Below are 15,596 nucleotides of genomic sequence, written 5' to 3' on the forward strand. Positions count from 1 at the left end.
TTATTGTTATTTTAATTACATGGATTTGGTTCAATTATATCAGAATCGTTTAATGTTAGCTTTGTCCAATTAGTTAAATCTTCACTAGCTTTATATAGAGATATACCTATACCACCACCATTGTTAAAGTTGTTCATAAACTTTAAAAAAGCATGTTGGTAATCACTATCTGAACCGGTAGGATGTCCAGAAGCAAAGTCTTTAAAATCTCTGTAAGCATTTTTAAGAGGACGACCAAACTCTTTGACCTCATCTGTACCATCCTCATTAGCATCAAGATAATCATTATAAATTGATCCCAATTGAGACAAGAGTAAGGGATTGTCTATCTTAATAGCATATACCCCTTTAGTAGATACTAATACGTGCACAAACAACGAAGGGTCTGTAATATTGCCAGTATCATAAGTGTCATAAAACTTCCAAAGGTTTAAAATGTCCTCGGGTGAAAAGAAGGGGTGTCCGTCACCATCATTTGGGTGTAAGTGCAGCCCACCATAATTATTTATTATAAACTTATAACGTATGCTTCTACTAGAAGGATTGCTAACAGGATTTGCATAACCTTGTAGATTGGCATTATGTAAAAGGTTATATCCTTGCTCTAAATTATTGTTAGGATCTATAGTATTACTAATTTCATTTTTTAAATTAATAATGGCTTGTCTTGGTGAAATTGATGGCGGTGTAATGGGGTAATTTGGTATTTCAATAAGCTTGTTGAGCTCCTCACAGTTTTTCTGATCTACCGAGGTAATCAATTGCCCTTCATTTTCATCTTCATCATCAACGGTAATACAATTTCCTTCAGTATCTATAATACCTACATAGGTCTGTCCGTTTATAATTCTCTCGCAAGGCTCGTTTGGCTCAGGGTTAGTATTTACTGCTGAGTTACCACCACCTCCACCACCGCCAGATGGTCCTGGGTCTATGCTTGCATCTTCTTCTTCCGTACAAGTAGTGGTACAAGACTCATAAGTATATGCCCATTGGTCTATACTTACACCTGTGTTACAAGCTTGACCTGGCGCATGATTGCCACTTGCAGAGCAATTAACTGATATAGTTTCACAAGTTCTTCTGCAACCGCTCTTAGATAAGATTGTAGATACGGTACCAGAGTCTAAATCCGTAATTATTGCCTTAGACTCTTCGCCCACATAAGAACCACTGTAAATATCCAAGAATTCCTGCTGGTTAATGTCGTATTGTACAAGATATTCATCATAGCTCTCTGTATCAACATTATAGTGCAAAACAATATTCTCTATATAATATTGTGGGTTTGTCCTTAAAAGTTTAAAGGTATAAGTATGCGTTTGCGCATAGGTCATGTATAGAATTTCATCAGTGCGTATGGTTACACTATCTATATCTAAACTTTTCTGAAGTACTTCACCTTTTGTATTAAGCTTAATCCTAAGCTTGTTTATTTTATCATCAACCTTTGTAAAATGAGGTATCACTTCAAACGGTAGTCTTCGACTAATAACATCTTGAATGTCTGTGGAAGATTCAGTACTTTCTGAACCGTCATCTTTCTGGCAACCTAAATACAAAGTCAACAAAACTAGACCAAGTACAACAAGTAAAATTTTATGTTTCATATAAATGATTAGTTTAATTGTTACTAATCATTCTTAGGAGGATAATCCAAATATAGTCACAACATTTTAAAATAACACATCTTAAATGTTAAACTTAAAAAGTCATCTTTTTGTAGCTAATTTTATAAAATAGATTTCATGATTCAAAAAATTACATGCATTCAAATTTCTAGATAAAAAAAGCGAGTCTAAACCTAGACTCGCTTTTTTGTTTTAATATATTTATATTAAACCTTAAAAATTGTAACGCTGAGGCCCTCCTCTTCTTACTTCTTCAGAAGCATAAGATTCAAACTTTTTAAAGTTTTCTCTAAATGCGTTAGACAGCTTAAATGCCATTTTATAGTAAGCTTCATCATCATTCCAAGTTGTTCTAGGACTCAACACTTCTGTTGGTACACCTGGACATGTTCTCGGTTGTGCTACACCAAATACTGAATGAATATGGTAATGATCGTAATCGTATAAGCCAAGATCACCATTAAGTGCTGCATTAATCATAGCACGTGTGTATTTTAACTTCATACGTGTTCCTACTCCATAAGGACCACCTGTCCAACCTGTGTTAACAAGCCAAACATTTACACCTGCTTCTAACATTTTTTTACTTAGCATTTCTGCATATTCCGTAGGATGTAATGGCATAAATGGTGCGCCAAAACACGCAGAGAAAGACGGCTGTGGTTCTACAACACCAGCCTCAGTTCCGGCAACCTTAGCTGTATAACCAGAAATAAAATGGTATGCTGCTTGCGCAGGAGTTAATTTAGAAATAGGAGGCAAAACACCAAAAGCATCTGCTGTTAAGAAGAATATGTTCTTTGGATTTTTACCAATAGACGGTTGTTTAATATTTTCAATATGATAAATTGGGTAACTCACACGTGTATTTTGTGTGATTGAAGTATCAGCAAAATCAACTTCGCCTTTATCATTCATTATTACATTTTCGAGAATAGCCCCTTTTTTAATCGCACCAAAAATTTCTGGTTCTTGCTCTTCCGATAGATTTATGACTTTAGCATAACAACCACCTTCAAAGTTAAAAACGGTGTTTTCTTTAGTCCAACCATGCTCGTCATCACCTATTAAACTTCTATTAGCATCAGTTGATAAGGTAGTTTTTCCTGTTCCTGAAAGTCCAAAGAAAATAGCTGTATCACCATCTTTACCCACATTAGCACTACAGTGCATTGGTAAAGTTTCTTTGAATACTGGTAAAATAAAGTTAAGTGCAGAGAAAATTCCCTTTTTTATCTCACCTGTATAACCCGTTCCGCCTATTAAAGCAATTTTACGTGTAAAATCTAAAATGGCAAAATTGTGTTGACGTGTACCATCTACCTCAGGATCTGCCATAAAACCTGGTGCATTTACCACTGTCCATTCAGGTGAAAAATCCTTTAATTCTTCTTCTGTAGGACGTAAAAACATATTATAGGCAAACATGTTGCTCCATGGATATTCGTTTATAACTCGAATATTCAATTTATAGTTTTCATCAGCACAAGCATAACTATCTCTTACAAATATTTCTTTTCCAGAAAGGTAGTCTACAACTTTATCATATAGTTTTTGAAATTTATCACTATCAAAAGGAATGTTTATGTTTCCCCACCAAACTTTATCTTTAGTTATATCGTCCTTTACAATAAACCTGTCCATAGGAGAGCGACCTGTAAACTCGCCTGTATTAACAGCTAAAGCTCCAGATGAGGCTTCTTTACCTAATCCTTTAGAAATTGTTTCGGCATGTAATTGGTCTGATGATAATTGATAATTGACTTTGGCATTTTGGATGCCATATTGGTTTAACGAAATCGTTTTCGTTGATTGAGTATGGTTTACCATAATTTTTGTGTTGTTTTTAGACTATAAAAGTAAAACTTTATTTTAAAACCGACGTTAAGTACTACATTAATCGACCTTATTTCTCATAATCCCGATTAACATCACCACCCAAGCTAAAATTAAAAGCAATCCTCCTATAGGAGTAATCATAGCAATTGTCTTAAAATCAAAACTTGAGAGTTCGTTAGTTGCCAGTCCGTAGATGGATCCAGAAAAGAAAATGACACCTAAAATTGTAAGCCAAAAAACTATCTTTTTAGATTTTGAATTAAGAAAGTTAGTAGCGCCCAAAATCAAAAGAAAAAAAGCATGATATATTTGGTAGCGTACTCCTGTTTCAAAAGTTTTTATAGCCTCTGCATCTACTAATTTCTGTAAGCCATGAGCCGCAAAAGCTCCAAGAATAATGCCTAATATACCAAAAATAGACCCTGTAATCAATAACTTCTTGTTCATAAGTAAAAATAGTTTTTGGGTTTAATTTCCCTTTTGTATTTATTACATTCGTGCATTGCAAAAATAATTATAATGCGAAAAATTTTAGTCATTGGTGCTGGAAAATCCACATCATACCTCATAAAATATCTATTAGAAAAATCGAATACAGAAAAACTTCATATTACGATTGGAGATCTCAATGTAGAACAAGCTAAAAAACTTATTGGCGACCACCCTAAAACCGATGTTATACACTTAGATGTTTTCGATTCTGAAAGCAGATCTAAGGCCATAAAAAATGCTGATATTGTAGTTTCCATGCTTCCTGCTCGTTTTCATATTGAGGCAGCAAAAGATTGTATTACATACAAAAAGCATATGGTTACTGCTTCCTACGTGAGTAACGAAATGCAAGAACTCGATACTGAAGCTAAAGCGAACAATTTGGTATTTATGAATGAAATCGGAGTAGATCCAGGTATCGATCATATGAGTGCCATGAAAGTTATTGATAACATAAGAGATGAAGGCGGAAAAATGATATTGTTTGAATCATTTACTGGTGGACTTGTTGCACCTGAAAGTGACAATAACCTCTGGAATTATAAATTCACATGGAATCCTAGAAATGTAGTGGTTGCTGGACAAGGTGGCGCTGCCAAATTTCTTCAAGAAGATCAATTTAAATATATTCCTTATCACAGATTATTTAGACGAACTGAATTCTTAGATGTTGATGGTTATGGGAGATTTGAAGCTTATGCCAATAGAGATTCATTAAAATATCAGGATGTATACGGTTTAGAACATGTAAAAACGCTTTACAGAGGTACCATGAGACGCGTTGGGTTTAGCAGAGCCTGGAATGTTTTTGTTCAACTTGGGATGACGGACGATAGTTACACAATAGACGATAGCGCTAATATGAGTTATCGTGATTTTGTTAATGCCTTTTTACCATACAGCCCAACAGATTCTGTTGAGCTTAAATTTAGACATGCCTTAAAAATTGACCAAGATGATATTGTTTGGGATAAATTTTTAGAATTAGACCTTTTTAATCCTAAAAAAATGGTTGAATTAGAAAAGGCAACTCCGGCTCAAATCCTTCAAAAAATATTAATGGATAGCTGGACGCTTAGTGAAGAGGATAAAGATATGATTGTGATGTATCACAAGTTTGGATACGAACTAGACGGAAATAAATATCAAATCGATTCTACCATGGTTACCCTTGGTGAAGATCAAACCTATACAGCGATGTCTAAAACTGTTGGTTTACCAGTAGCGATAGCAACCTTAGCCATTTTAAACGGAACTATAAAAACTCCTGGTGTACAAATACCTATTTCAAAAGAGGTTTACGAACCTATTTTGGAAGAATTGAAAAATCACGGAGTAATGTTTAAAGAAACTGAAGTTCCTTATTTGGGCTATAACCCATTGAACCTATAGATTTTTACATTACACATATTCTAAGCCTATAATTTTAAAGTAAATTACTATTTTTAACTTTCATTTTTTAAACCAAAGCTTCATATGAAAGTTAATGATAAAGGTATTTACATAGACGGTATCGATAAAAAGATTCTTAGAGCATTGATGGAAGATGCCAGAACTCCAGTACTTGAAATAGCAAGAAATGTTGGTATTTCTGGTGCTGCCATACATCAAAGGCTTAAGAAACTTGAAAAATCTGGTTTACTTGCTGGTTCTAAGTTTATCATTAATCCAAAAGTATTAGGTTACACCACAATGGCTTTTGTTGGTATCTATCTAGATAAAGCGGTTAGCAATCCTGAAGCTGTAAAACAGTTACAGAAAATTCCTGAGGTTATAGAATGTCATTATACCACTGGTCATTGGAGTATTTTTATTAAAATTCTTTCAAAAGACAACGAACATTTAATGCATGTTTTAAATTCTGAAATTCAAAGTATAAAGGGTGTTTCAAGAACTGAAACATTTATTTCTTTGCAACAGCAAATCAATAGACAAATTAAAATATAAATAAAGCCCTTCAGAAATTTGAAGGGCTTTATTTTGATTCAATTCCTACTTCTATGTTGTTGGATTTGGAATTACAGCATGTACTTCATCAATAGCTTTTAGAATATCTTCTGACAACTCAACGTTAATACTATCTATATTCTCTTCAAGTTGCGCAATATTAGTGGCGCCAATAATATTACTAGTTACAAATGGTCTTTGATTTACAAAAGCAAGAGACATTTGTGCTAGCGTCATTCCATTGTCTTCTGCTATTTGCAAATATCGCTTTGTTGCTTCTGCACATTGTGCGCTGCTGTATCTTGCAAATCTTGGAAACAAATTTAAACGTGAGTTTTCATCGTCTAAACCTTTAACATACTTTCCTGATAACACACCAAAAGCCATTGGAGAATAGGCTAAAAGACCTATCTTCTCTCTGTGAGAAATTTCAGCTAAATCACCTTCAAATGTTCTATTCAATAAAGAGTATGCATTTTGAATGGTAATCATTTTCGGTAAATCACCATGTTTAGATTCTTCAAGGTAACGCATGGTTCCCCAAGCTTTTTCATTTGATAATCCTATGTGTTTTACTTTTCCAGATTTAATGATGTCATCTAAAGTATTTAAGACCTCATTAAAATTATCTTCCCATGCATCATTTGGATTATGTTTGTAATCTCTAATCCCAAAAGTATTGGTTGGGCGTTCTGGCCAGTGTAATTGGTACAAGTCAATATAATCCGTCTGTAAGCGCTTAAGACTATTATCAACCGCTTCATTGAGCGCTTCTTTACTAAAACCTGTTGTTCTAATATGTGCTGTATAATCACCTGGGCCAGTAATCTTGGAAGCCAAAACAACTTTGTCTCTATTACCTGTTTTAGCAAACCAATTTCCTATAATTCTTTCGGTTTCTGCATAAGTTCTCGCCTCTGCTGGTACAGGATAAAGTTCAGCGGTATCAAAAAAATTAATGCCTTTATCTAAAGCCAAATCCATTTGAGCAAAACCCTCTTCTTGCGTGTTTTGATTGCCCCAAGTCATTGTACCGAGGCAAATTTTACTCACTTTTATATCTGTGTTTGGTAGTGTTGTGTATTTCATGTCTAGTCAAGTTTTGTCATCCTGAACTCGTTTCAGGATCTCATTAAGTATTTGTATCTACACTTCGACTGCGCTCAGTGAGACAAAACACTTTCAAAAAGCAAAAGTAAAAAGACCTTTGATTTAATTTTAAAATCAAAGGTCTAAATCTATGTTAAGCTTTTTTAAAGAATTAGATTTCTGCCTGAGGCGTAATGACAACCGTATGTTATTTTATAACCTAATTATTTAATCGAAAACTAATTTTATGGGCTTTATGTTTCGAAACGGCTCCTTTTCATGAGCATATTGAAGTACATCAAATGCAATAGCAGACTTATTCTTTTCTATTTCTGAATTAACAACACCTTCCAAATAATCTATTGCAAGAGCACTACAAGCATAATAATCCAAGAGTATAAAATCACTATTTTCAAATGCAGCTTTAATAATTAAAGCTTTTCTCTTCTCAAAGTCTAATTGATTATACTTATCTGTTAAATTAATCATCAATTCTTCAGCAATACGTCTTGCTACTTTTAATTTGATTTTCTTTTTTCCAACTAAGTATCCTTTAACACTTAAAGGTGATAAAAATTCAATTATTTCGTTTGGGTGATAATTCTTAGCCCAAGTCAAATCCTTTATTTGCTTCTGAAATCTTTCAATTAAATATAATGTCAAATCGAAATCCAATGGTTTTCCCAAATAATCAAAGTTAGGAACATAAATCCTAATTAAACTACCTTTTTCTAATTGAAATTCTGGAACTTTAATTCCATTAATTATAAATTCCGGACTTCTAAAAACCACATTTATTTTTATTAAATATCATTCAATAACTTAGAAATCTCGTCTAATTTTGGTGTTAGTATCACCTCTATTCTACGGTTTTTTGCTCTACCTTCCGATGTATCGTTTGATGCAATCGGAGCGTATTCACCACGACCTGCTGCTGTTAAGTTCTCAGGATTAATAGAGTTATTTTCTCTTAGAATGTTCACAATAGCCGTTGCACGCTTAGTTGATAAATCCCAGTTTCCACTTAATTGTGCATTTCCTTTATATGGCACATTATCCGTGTGTCCTTCTATTAAAATTGCAATATCTGGGTTTTCAGCAAGCACACTTCCCAATTGTTTTACAGCTTGTTTTCCTTGAGCACCAACATACCAGCTACCAGATTCAAAAAGCAATTTGTTTTCCATAGACACATAAACTTTTCCATTACGCTGTTCTACCGTAAGCCCTTTACCTTCAAAATTGGTTAAAGCTTTAGAGATAGCATCCTTAAGTGCTCTCATATTAGCATCTTTGGCTGCGATAACATTTTCTAATTCGGCAACACGTTGCGAACGACTCTCTAATTCTTTCTTTAACTTTTCTAAACGTTCGTTTTCTGCCGCCAAGGCTTGTTCTTTAGCTTCAAGTTGCGCTAAAAGCTCTCTGTTTTTCTTTGAGTTTTTAGCGATTTCAGCTGAACTGTTTTTTTCTAAGGCTTCATACGATGCTTTTAAATTATCTAAATTTGATTTTGTCGCAGTGTATTCGCTCTGAAGTCTATCGCGCTCAGCTACAGCTTCATCATAAGCCGCTTGGAGTTTATCCAAATCATTGTTAAGCTTAGTATTATCTGCAGATAATGTTTCAACTTCATCTGTTAAGCTTCGGTTTTCCTTTTTAAGATTAGCATATTTATCCTCGAGATCTGTGTATATTTTTTTGGACACACATGAAGAAAAAAGTGCCATGGACACTGCTAAGACTGAAAGTTTTTTAATCATTTTATTTTTAGGTTAAGTTATATTAAATGTCTAATTCTAATAAAATAGGGCAATGATCACTATGAACCGCCTCTGTTAGTATAACGCTACGTTTAATTTTTTCTTGTAAAGGTTCACTCACCATAGCATAATCTAACCTCCAACCTTTATTATTTGCTCTGGCATTGGCTCGGTAACTCCACCAAGAAAATTCTTGTTTTTCAGGATGAAGATATCGGTAACTATCTATAAATCCACTGTCTATAAATTCTCCGAGCCACTCTCTTTCTTCTGGTAAAAATCCTGACACTCCTTTCATTTTAGGATTGTGGATATCAATTTCTTCATGACAGATATTATAATCTCCACAAACCACAAGGTTGTGCTTTTCTTTTTGAAGTTCATTAAGGTATTCCTGAATCAAATTCATATATTCAAACTTATGTGATAACCTGGCATCATTAGTTCCGGATGGTAAATACATACTCATAACCGAAACCTCATCAAAGTCTACTCTGATATTTCTACCTTCAAAATCCATAGATTCTATACCTGTCCCAAACTCCACGTAATTCGGTTTGCTTTTACACAAAATGGCCACTCCACTGTAACCTTTTTTCTGCGCGCTAAACCAATAATTATATTCGTAACCTGCCTCTGTAAACAAGTCTAAATCGAGTTGATCTTCCATAGCTTTAATTTCCTGAAGGCAAACCACATCTGCATTTGTGGCTTTCATCCAATCTATAAAACCTTTATTTATTGCCGCTCTTATCCCATTAACGTTGTAAGATGCTATCTTCATATCGCTTTCTAATTGCTAATTTTTATAAAATTTTTCGGTATTCTGCTAAAATAAATAATAGAGTACTTTTACACTATTATTTTACGTCTATTTTAACGATAAAATATTTACTGTTTTAAGAAGTTATATCTTTAGATGAAAACCGCTATTTCCTTATTATTTTTTATCATTTCTTTTGGTGCTTTTGCTCAAAAGAGCGATTCTAATTTTAAGGTAAAGCGCATCGCTGTAAAAGACTCTATGATTATTGATTCTGTTAGTATAAATCCCTCACGATTTGCACTAAAAACAAAGCAGAATAAAGTTATAGATACTTCGCTTTACAATATTGATTTTGCAAAGTCAATCTTAAAATTTAGGCAGCCTGTAGAATTTGACACTATACAAGTTGAATACTTACGTTATCCTGAGTTTTTAACAAAGGTATACAAGCAACTGGATGATGATGTTATTGTAGAACGTTCTTCAAACAGTCTAAAAAAACTATACAGATTAGAAAATAGTAACAAGCAGAATTTGTTCACGCCTTTTGATGGCCTTACCACTTCTGGAAGTATCTCTCGAGGAGTGACTATTGGTAACAATCAAAATTCGGTTTTAAACAGTGAATTAGATCTTCAGATTTCAGGGAAGTTAAGTGATAAAGTGTCGCTTCGTGCTTCTATTCAAGATGCAAATATTCCGTTGCAAGAAAGTGGCTATTCGCAACGTTTAGACGAGTTTGACCAAGTTTTTATTGAACTTTTTAGTGATGATTGGAATATTAGAGCTGGTGATATTGATTTAGTAAACACCAACAGCTATTTTGCTAACTTTTCTAAACGTGTACAAGGGCTTTTGGTAAGTGCCAACATTAGCGATAAGACTTCTGTTTTTGCTTCTGGCGCCTTGGTTAGAGGACAATTCACCACTACGCAATTTACGGCTCAAGAAGGTAACCAAGGGCCATACAAACTTAGAGGTGAAAACAACGAACTCTATGTACTTGTAGTTTCAGGAAGTGAAACCGTTTATGTAAATGGAGTGCCTCTAGAACGCGGCGAAAATAACGATTACATTATTGATTATAATGCTGGTGAAATTATTTTTAACTCCACATTTCCGATTACTTCCGAAATGCGAATCACCGTAGATTATCAGTTTAGTGAACGTAATTATTCCAGATTTACTGTTTTTGGAGGTGGAAGTTACAATAGCGAAAAGCTTAACCTAAATGTATCTGTATATTCTGAAAGTGATGCTAAAAATCAACCGCTTCAACAAAATTTATCTACTGAGCAAACTCAAATTTTAGCTGATGCTGGCGACAATACAGATTTAATGGTTGCTCCTTCCGCTTCGCTTGAAAGCTATTCTGAAAATAGAATCTTATACCGAAAAGAGCTTGTTGGCGGTGAGGAAATCTTTGTGTTTTCCAATAATCCTGAAGACGAATTATACAGTGTAAGGTTTACTTTGGTTGGCGCTAATCAAGGCAACTACATTCTTAGCAACGATAATGCAGTAAGCAATATTTATGAATATATAGCTCCGATTGGTGGAGTACCTCAAGGGAATTACGAACCTATTTCTAGACTTATCGCTCCTGAGCGTTTACAGATTGCTGTTTTAAATGGTAATTACAAACCTTCAGAACGAACTGATGTCTTTTTTGAATTGGCAGGAAGTAAAAATGATTTAAACTTATTTTCAAGTTTAGATGATGATGACAATGATGGTTTTGCTGGAAAATTCAAATTGAAACAAAATCTTATAAAAACTGACAGTCTATGGAATTTAGATGCCATCATAGACACAGATTTTATACAGGAAAATTTCAGGACAATTCAGCGTTTGTACAGACCAGAATTTAACCGAGATTGGAACTTAGATGATTCCGAAAATAATTCGAGTTATTTAAATTATGGTAACCAATTATTATTTACTTCAGGTTTACAGTTATCACATTCCAAAAAAGGAATCGCTCAATACAATTTTGAGCATTTAAGTTATGCTGATAATTTTAATGGTAATCGCCATAATATCAACGCGAATTTACGTTTAGGGAATTTTAGATTTTTCACAAATTCTAGTTTTTTAAATAATGAAAGCACTATTAACCGTTCTACATTTTTAAGATCCTATAACAGATTAGTTTACGGCAAAAAAAATAAATGGGTTGGCACTAAATTTTCTACTGAAGACAACGAACAAGTTGTTATGGCTACGGATTCCCTAACACCGTTGAGTCAAAAATTCAGAGCATACGAAGCCTTTGTTGGTATTGGAGATAGCACCAAAGTTTATGCAGAAGTTGGGTATATTAAACGTTTTAATGATAGTCTTAGAAACAATAGTATAACTAGAGTAAACAGCTCTAACACCTATTATTTAAAGTCTATATTGATTCAGAATAAAAGCACCAACCTTCAACTTTTTGTTAATTACCGAGATTTAAAATCCGAGGACGAAACCATTGAAAGTGAGCAGAGTCTTAATAGCCGTTTAAGTTTCAACCAAAAGTTATTTAAAAATATCGTTATTTGGAATACCAATTTTGAAACCAATTCGGGTACATTGCCACAACAAGATTTTACTTATGTTGAAGTTGAAGCCGGACAAGGAGCTTACACATGGATAGATTATAACAACAATGGTATTCAAGAATTGGACGAGTTTGAAATCGCACAATTTCAAGACCAAGGCAATTATATTCGTGTGTTGCTTCCTAACCAAGTTTTTATTCGCACACACCAAAATAGGTTAAGCCAAACGCTGACCTTCAATTTTCAACAATTGAGTAATTCTGAAAATAAATGGAATAAATTCTTCTCTCATTTTTACAACCAAACCTCATTTTTAATCGATAGAAAAGTACGGAGAGAAGGCAATAATTTTAACCTGAATCCTTTTAAAGACGATGAAGAAAATCAACTCGGACTCAACAATAGTATCAGAAATGTGTTGTTTTTCAATAGAGGAAAGCAACATTATACAACCTCTTATACCTTTTTGAGTAACACAAGCCGAAACTTATTATCTATTGGGTTTCAAGAAAATCAGCTGAATAGTCACCAACTAAATTTCAATCATAAATTTGCTACAAGTTGGCTAATAAATCTTCTTGGAAGTTTAGGCACGGATGAAAGTATCAGCGAAAATTATACGAGTAGAAATTACAAAATTGACGAAACACAATTTCAGCCTAAACTATCTTATATCTTTAATGAAAATGCCCAATTCAATGTGTTTTATCAATTTACTTCAAAAGAAAACACCAACGGAAACTCAGAAACTCTAAACCAAAATAATTACGGTCTTTCATTTACCTACAACAATGCACAAAAAATTGGTTTGACAGGTGAATTCAATTTCTTCCAAAATGAATTTGATGGCGACTCTAACACACCTGTAGCTTACCAAATGCTTGAAGGTCTTCAACCAGGAAAAAACTTTACTTGGAGTTTATTGGCACAAAAAAAGCTTACCAAATTTCTAGATTTAAACCTTAATTATTTCGGAAGAAAAACCGAAACTTCAAGAACTATTCACACAGGAACGATTCAATTGAAAGCTTATTTTTAAGATTATTCTTTCATATTAAAAAATAAATTGTAGTTTTAAGCATCCTATTATTTGCCCTTATAATTAATAACGTTAAAATGAAAAATTAAATCATAAACGTTATACTTAAATGAAAAACAGATTTCTTCTAGCAATTCTTGTATTGGGATTACTCTTTATTAATCAATCTTGTCAAAAAGATGAACGTTCATATAATGAAGTTATTACCTCGGTAAAACAGCCACCCAAACTAACCGCTAAACTATATTTTGGGGACTCCATTATAAAATCCAATCAAAAACTTAATAAACACGTTAGAAAATTCGTTTCCCAAAGTAAAGATAATAGTTCAACCGCTTCTTCATCGTATGGATTTTCTATTGACACTACTATAATTCAGGTGATAGCGACCAACAGCTACACTAGTTATACTTTTATAGTGGATAGGGGAACAGAAAACGATGCCCTACTTGAAAATTACGTAATCACCTATTTTAATAATGGAGAAAGCAGGCAATACCTTATAAGCTACCCTATTATAATTGGAACTATCTCTACTTTCGATATTGAAAATGCTACTATTGAAATGCTCACTGGAGAGGGATTATTTGTACCAAAAACGGAGAACTGTACTTCCATTGTTGCCTATCAAGGTGAGGTATGTGAAAACTCACCTTGTAAATCAGGTGAGCACACTTTAGACGATGGAGCTGAATGTGATTATTGGGGTACAATTGATATGGCTACACAAAGCTGTACACCTGGCGGCTTCGTAGAGATATCCAACTGCGCTTCGGGTGGTGGTGATGGGAGTACTCCTGGGACAGGAAATACTGGTGGTGGCTCGTCTGGGGATAACAATGATACAGACCCAGTAGAAGAGGACGAGGTAGTCGTACCCTTAGAATACACGGCTGTGGAGGAAATAGAGAACTGTATTAATGGGCTTACTTTAGTAGGAGTGACTGACAGCACTACTATAGATCCCGATATTCTTGATCAAATAAGCCTACTCAAGGGAGAATGGGTTGCACTAAACAATTATTTACAAGAGAATAATTGTAGTGAGGAAGCGCAGCAAAATGTCATTAATGAACTTTTATCTCAATATGAGGCTATATGCTTAGCTAACGGCAACAGCTCAGAGACCTGTGCTTGTGTTATTAGTGGAAATACAGTTGAAATTTGCGAATGTATTCTCAGAGGTGGTGAAGAATCAAAATGTATAAATATAAGTGAATCAATTGATAAGGATATTAGTATATTAGGAACATGTGTTGAAGATATATTGAATGATTTGGTATTGAATGATTTTAGTTCTAGTAACCCTTTTAATAACACCTCTTTAATCGAAGAAGTTTTTGATGAAATAACAGGCAATAACTCCTCAATTTCTGTTACTTATAAAATTGAGAATATTTCTGGAAATGGCTCGACCTCTGCTCCAGTATTAAATACGACAACTGGTAAATATGAAATGACGATTAAAATAGATACAGATATAGTCAACAATGGTACTAAAATTGCTATTACTAAAACAATCCTACATGAAACAATACACGCATATTTGAGATATTTACAAAAAACCAATCCTTCTGATTTCTCAGATCCTAATGGTGACTTCAGTGATTTAGTTACAGCTTGGCAATCCTATCGTAATTTAGGTTATGCTCATCATGTATATATGGCAACACTTATATCTCAGATAGGGCAACAACTTTCTGTATATGCAATAGACTCTCTTGGTTATCCTTCTAATAATAATTCATACATGAATAGTGATATGTATGGATATTATGAAGCTATTGCATGGAGTGGTATTGCCGTTATAACCAATCCTAGCAATCCCCAACAACAAATTAATAATCCATTATTCACAGCCAATTATTCTAATTTAGTCGAACAGCAGTTAATTATAAGTATATTTACAGCTGAAAACACGGGGCAATCACATAACGGAATCCTACCCTTAGTAGGTGATAACTGTAATTAAATATCTTATGAAAAATTCAAAGATTTTTTTAATGTTTTTATTGTTTTCCAATATAATTCTTAGCCAAGAATATGAATTACTTAACAGTATTTCATGTAAAACAACCTATTTATTTAAAGATTTCGAATCTTTAGATAAAAAAGTTTTATCAATCAGTTTTTTTAAAGAAAATTGGTCTTTCGTACCTACAGATAAGTCGCCAAATATTGATCTTTTCTTAAAGAATTTTGATTTGAGCTCATTATCTAGTTCTCAACCATCAGCTATTGATTTTAAAGCCTTAAATAAAAACTATATCAAAGTAGCAAATGTAGATGTACATTTTAAACAGCACAGTAGTTATTCTGTATTTTCCAAACCTGTTTTTAATTTGGATAAAAATTGGGCTCTATTATATAGGCACAACGTTTTTAGTAATGATGTTGGTAATACAGGTGATATATATATTTATAGAAAAGTAAACGATAAATGGACTTTATATCATACCATTAATTTTTGGATCTCCTGACATAATT

Annotated in this window: 12 protein-coding genes; 5 read left to right on the forward strand and 7 right to left on the reverse strand. The window is 33.5% G+C overall.

Annotated features, from left to right (window positions below; genetic code table 11):
• Positions 1-11: 11 nt before the first annotated feature.
• The 3 genes from QGM60_RS05095 to QGM60_RS05105 form a co-directional block, all read right to left on the reverse strand.
• Positions 12-1,610, reverse strand: a complete 1,599-nt coding sequence (locus tag QGM60_RS05095; protein WP_281139143.1) for a hypothetical protein — start codon at positions 1,608-1,610, stop codon at positions 12-14.
• Positions 1,611-1,844: 234 nt separating this feature from the next.
• Positions 1,845-3,461 carry a phosphoenolpyruvate carboxykinase (ATP) gene (pckA, locus tag QGM60_RS05100; protein ID WP_281139144.1) on the reverse strand — a complete coding sequence of 539 codons (1,617 nt, stop codon included), beginning with the start codon at positions 3,459-3,461 and terminating at the stop codon, positions 1,845-1,847.
• A 66-nt stretch (positions 3,462-3,527) separates the two neighbouring features.
• The gene (locus QGM60_RS05105) at positions 3,528-3,917 is read right to left on the reverse strand and encodes a DUF423 domain-containing protein (RefSeq protein ID WP_281139145.1); all 390 of its coding nucleotides are present in this window, start codon (positions 3,915-3,917) and stop codon (positions 3,528-3,530) included.
• A gap of 72 nt (positions 3,918-3,989) precedes the next feature.
• On the opposite strand from QGM60_RS05105, the gene QGM60_RS05110 reads away from it, so the two are divergent.
• Both QGM60_RS05110 and QGM60_RS05115 read left to right on the forward strand, forming a co-directional pair.
• Positions 3,990-5,354, forward strand: a complete 1,365-nt coding sequence (locus QGM60_RS05110) for a saccharopine dehydrogenase C-terminal domain-containing protein (protein ID WP_281139146.1) — start codon at positions 3,990-3,992, stop codon at positions 5,352-5,354.
• A gap of 84 nt (positions 5,355-5,438) precedes the next feature.
• Positions 5,439-5,909, forward strand: coding sequence for an Lrp/AsnC ligand binding domain-containing protein (locus QGM60_RS05115; protein ID WP_281139147.1), 471 nt, complete (start codon positions 5,439-5,441; stop codon positions 5,907-5,909).
• A 51-nt stretch (positions 5,910-5,960) separates the two neighbouring features.
• On the opposite strand, the gene QGM60_RS05120 is transcribed toward QGM60_RS05115, so the two are convergent.
• The 4 genes from QGM60_RS05120 to QGM60_RS05135 form a co-directional block, all read right to left on the reverse strand.
• Positions 5,961-6,998 carry an aldo/keto reductase gene (locus QGM60_RS05120; RefSeq protein ID WP_281139148.1) on the reverse strand — a complete coding sequence of 346 codons (1,038 nt, stop codon included), beginning with the start codon at positions 6,996-6,998 and terminating at the stop codon, positions 5,961-5,963.
• A gap of 228 nt (positions 6,999-7,226) precedes the next feature.
• Positions 7,227-7,790, reverse strand: a complete 564-nt coding sequence (locus tag QGM60_RS05125) for a hypothetical protein (RefSeq protein ID WP_281139149.1) — start codon at positions 7,788-7,790, stop codon at positions 7,227-7,229.
• An 11-nt stretch (positions 7,791-7,801) separates the two neighbouring features.
• The gene (locus tag QGM60_RS05130; RefSeq protein WP_281139150.1) at positions 7,802-8,761 is read right to left on the reverse strand and encodes an OmpA family protein; all 960 of its coding nucleotides are present in this window, start codon (positions 8,759-8,761) and stop codon (positions 7,802-7,804) included.
• Positions 8,762-8,783: 22 nt separating this feature from the next.
• A complete protein-coding gene (locus tag QGM60_RS05135; protein ID WP_281139151.1) occupies positions 8,784-9,545 on the reverse strand; it encodes an exodeoxyribonuclease III in 762 nt (253 codons plus the stop codon).
• A gap of 135 nt (positions 9,546-9,680) precedes the next feature.
• On the opposite strand from QGM60_RS05135, the gene QGM60_RS05140 reads away from it, so the two are divergent.
• From QGM60_RS05140 to QGM60_RS05150, 3 genes are all read left to right on the forward strand, one after another.
• Positions 9,681-13,109 carry a hypothetical protein gene (locus QGM60_RS05140; RefSeq protein ID WP_281139152.1) on the forward strand — a complete coding sequence of 1,143 codons (3,429 nt, stop codon included), beginning with the start codon at positions 9,681-9,683 and terminating at the stop codon, positions 13,107-13,109.
• Positions 13,110-13,218: 109 nt separating this feature from the next.
• Positions 13,219-15,081 (forward strand): hypothetical protein, encoded by a 1,863-nt coding sequence (locus QGM60_RS05145; RefSeq protein ID WP_281139153.1) that lies wholly within the window; start codon positions 13,219-13,221, stop codon positions 15,079-15,081.
• A gap of 7 nt (positions 15,082-15,088) precedes the next feature.
• Entirely contained in the window at positions 15,089-15,589 is a 501-nt protein-coding gene (locus QGM60_RS05150; RefSeq protein WP_281139154.1) for a hypothetical protein, read from the forward strand.
• Positions 15,590-15,596 lie beyond the last annotated feature (7 nt).

It is taken from the genome of Winogradskyella sp. SYSU M77433, from assembly GCF_029911945.1.
GTDB lineage: Bacteria > Bacteroidota > Bacteroidia > Flavobacteriales > Flavobacteriaceae > Winogradskyella.

What these genes read in the sequence shown, in the direction of transcription:
- QGM60_RS05095 (WP_281139143.1), bottom strand. Translation starts at nt 1,610, where the DNA reads ATGAAACATAAAATTTTACTTGTTGTACTTGGTCTAGTTTTGTTGACT.
- pckA (WP_281139144.1), bottom strand. Translation starts at nt 3,461, where the DNA reads ATGGTAAACCATACTCAATCAACGAAAACGATTTCGTTAAACCAATAT.
- QGM60_RS05105 (WP_281139145.1), bottom strand. Translation starts at nt 3,917, where the DNA reads ATGAACAAGAAGTTATTGATTACAGGGTCTATTTTTGGTATATTAGGC.
- QGM60_RS05110 (WP_281139146.1), top strand. Translation starts at nt 3,990, where the DNA reads ATGCGAAAAATTTTAGTCATTGGTGCTGGAAAATCCACATCATACCTC.
- QGM60_RS05115 (WP_281139147.1), top strand. Translation starts at nt 5,439, where the DNA reads ATGAAAGTTAATGATAAAGGTATTTACATAGACGGTATCGATAAAAAG.
- QGM60_RS05120 (WP_281139148.1), bottom strand. Translation starts at nt 6,998, where the DNA reads ATGAAATACACAACACTACCAAACACAGATATAAAAGTGAGTAAAATT.
- QGM60_RS05130 (WP_281139150.1), bottom strand. Translation starts at nt 8,761, where the DNA reads ATGATTAAAAAACTTTCAGTCTTAGCAGTGTCCATGGCACTTTTTTCT.
- QGM60_RS05135 (WP_281139151.1), bottom strand. Translation starts at nt 9,545, where the DNA reads ATGAAGATAGCATCTTACAACGTTAATGGGATAAGAGCGGCAATAAAT.
- QGM60_RS05140 (WP_281139152.1), top strand. Translation starts at nt 9,681, where the DNA reads ATGAAAACCGCTATTTCCTTATTATTTTTTATCATTTCTTTTGGTGCT.
- QGM60_RS05145 (WP_281139153.1), top strand. Translation starts at nt 13,219, where the DNA reads ATGAAAAACAGATTTCTTCTAGCAATTCTTGTATTGGGATTACTCTTT.
- QGM60_RS05150 (WP_281139154.1), top strand. Translation starts at nt 15,089, where the DNA reads ATGAAAAATTCAAAGATTTTTTTAATGTTTTTATTGTTTTCCAATATA.